This is a genomic window from Levilactobacillus paucivorans (assembly GCF_001437125.1).
Classification (GTDB): domain Bacteria; phylum Bacillota; class Bacilli; order Lactobacillales; family Lactobacillaceae; genus Levilactobacillus; species Levilactobacillus paucivorans.
On record NZ_JQCA01000039.1, the window covers coordinates 1 to 2547 of the forward strand.

Annotated in this window: 2 protein-coding genes; one reads left to right on the forward strand and one right to left on the reverse strand. The window is 33.8% G+C overall.

What is annotated here, in order from left to right; genetic code table 11:
* Nucleotides 1-426: 426 nt before the first annotated feature.
* On the reverse strand, nt 427-975 hold the full coding sequence (locus IV54_RS03880; RefSeq protein WP_057878089.1) for a TetR/AcrR family transcriptional regulator: 549 nt from the start codon (nt 973-975) through the stop codon (nt 427-429).
* Between the two features lie 164 nt (nt 976-1139).
* Between IV54_RS03880 and IV54_RS03885 the strand changes: the two genes are divergently transcribed.
* On the forward strand, nt 1140-2402 hold the full coding sequence (locus IV54_RS03885; protein WP_057878090.1) for a YhgE/Pip domain-containing protein: 1263 nt from the start codon (nt 1140-1142) through the stop codon (nt 2400-2402).
* Nucleotides 2403-2547 lie beyond the last annotated feature (145 nt).

Sequence of the window (2547 nt, forward strand, 5' to 3'; positions counted from 1 at the left end):
ATGTTGCTCCTTGGAACTCACACGCGCATAACCGATTTTAGCCATTTCCAATTCTCTTTTTGGACAGTTCTAATGAACATTAGTAAATCCTAGTATAGCGCAGAAATAAAAACGGCCAATAGGGTATACCCTAATGGCCGTCACGTTAACTTATTGAAAATAGAAAGATTCTACTTTCCCTAAATGCTCTTATGTCAATAAATGCCCACCATCATGTGTTAAAATCACTTGCTGGTTGCTTTCTAGATGAATTTTCGGAACGCTAAACATTGGAATCCCTCTCTTCGATTGATGGTTGTGGTAACTTCAATCTAACAGATTGGGGTTCTTTTTTTATCACCCAACAGGTGAAAAGTGAAAACATTAGACAACGTTGATACTACAGTAACTGTCGTAAATTTTGGGATTTATATGAATAATTCAGGTTTAGCTTAGCAAACAAAGGATTCCTGTAATTGCATGTTGTATTTGACTTGTATCAGGAAATTCTTGTTCATCAATTAGGTAATTAAAACTACCCAGAATAAGTGAAGTTAATAATGACATTTCAAACTTATCAGGTTTTTCCTCCAGCATACTTACAAGATTGTTTCTTAAAACCCTTTTTATCTCACTACTCAAATCTTTGCTATCCAATTGAATAGAGCGCAATGCTAAAATCTTTTCACGTTGTTTGATTAAAAGATTTTTTATATCAGGTGCCAATATGGATGTAATGCTCAAAAAGTTTTGATTTTGTTTATTTAAATTACTTCTTTTCTTCAATACTGAATCATAAGTCGACACAAAATCCTGAATCATTTTCGCGGCCAAGTGATACTTATCCTGATAGTGCCTATAAAATGTCTGACGATTGATCAAGGCTTTATTAGAGATATCAATTACCGATACATTATTAAATCCCTGTTGTCTTACTAATTGTATAAAAGAATTTTCAATTAACATTTCTGTTCTCTTATTTCTTAAATCAGTCATAAGTTCCTCCTTTTCTCCAAACATCAGTATAGATCCATATGTAACTTAAGTATACACAAATAACATTTTGTATGCATAAGTGACGTTTCAAAAAAAGTTGTCTATGTCTTTTCAAAATAATGTCCACTATTATTAGTACTTAGCTTAAAAGGGAGGAATATCAGATGTTCGATGTAATTCGTAGTAAAAGATATTGGTTAGCATTATTGCTTGTTGGAGCAATTATTGGAATAGTTTCATTTTCCTTTTTTGGCATACGTAACTCTGTCAAAGTAAAACAAATTCCTGTAGCACTTGTCAACGAAGACAAAGGAGTTCTCAGCAATAAAATTGAAAGTAAGTTGCGAAAGAAATTCAATGGAAAAGATTCAAAAATCAAATGGGTATCTCCACAAAAAGATGGTTTTAATGATCAAAAGTATTATGGGGCTTTCATTATTAGATCAGGATTTTCAAAAGAGTTACAGCAGCAAAATGAATCGCTAAAGGCCCAAATTATTAGCCAAAAGCTCACTACTCTTCAAAAAAAGGAGGAATTACCAGATTCTGCAAAATCACAATTGCTTCAAGCTAAATTTGTTACACAGAAACCCGTTCACCCTGCACAGATTAAGATCAGTATTAATCAAGGAATGAATGCTCAAATATCGCAATTGCTATCCCAAGCACTTCCTCAGATTGCAAATACGCTTTCATCACGAATTAGCGCACAGCAACAAAGTGTTCTTAGCAAAAATAAGATTAATTTATCCGCAAAATCTTGGGATTTGGTTTCGACCCCTATTAGTGTATCTACTCATGAGTCTAATAAAATTGAAAAGCACACGGTTAATGGCACAGCACCCATGCTTCTAGTGGCATTGGCGTGGTTTAGCGCTTTAATTCCCTCTCTTATTTTATGGCGCGAACATACAAAAAGAAGCGCTTCAAAATTTTTAAATGCTACAACAATAACTAGTCAACTAATTACCGGTTTGGTAGCAAGTATTCTTTCAGCAACAGTTGGGTTCTTATTTGTTAATGTATGCTTTAACCTAACAATTCCAAACCCAATTAACTTTATCGGATTAATGTCTATTAGTATCTTTGTCTTTTATCTTATTATAACGTGTGTCCTGGATTGGTTGGGATTTGCTTTCTACCCATTACTACTCATAGTCTGGTTCCTAGCAATTGCCGTGATATCTTATGCACCGGAAACCCTTGATCCTTTGTACCGAAAGGGAATTTACAGTTGGGTTCCAATGCGATTTAGCATGCAAACACTAACAAATACTTTGTATTTCCATAATGGATCGAGTACCACCATGTCATCATTATTAGTCTTGTTAACAATTGGATTTGTCGCTGCTATCTTGATGTATAGTTCAGGATACTTAAAACACTATTTGTTCACGGTTCGCCCACACCGCAAAATAAATAATTAAACAAAACATGAAACCCAATTATTCATATCATCAAAAATAGCCAATCAATTGATTGACTATTTTTTGATGATCCATTTAGCAACAATTCCCTCTTGAATTGTCAAATTAAGTGCAACACTACATTAAAGAATATTTCATAAGGCGT

Bases quoted from the DNA above. Each gene is read 5' to 3' on its own strand.
- IV54_RS03880 (WP_057878089.1), bottom strand. From the start codon at position 975: ATGACTGATTTAAGAAATAAGAGAACAGAAATGTTAATTGAAAATTCT.
- IV54_RS03885 (WP_057878090.1), top strand. From the start codon at position 1,140: ATGTTCGATGTAATTCGTAGTAAAAGATATTGGTTAGCATTATTGCTT.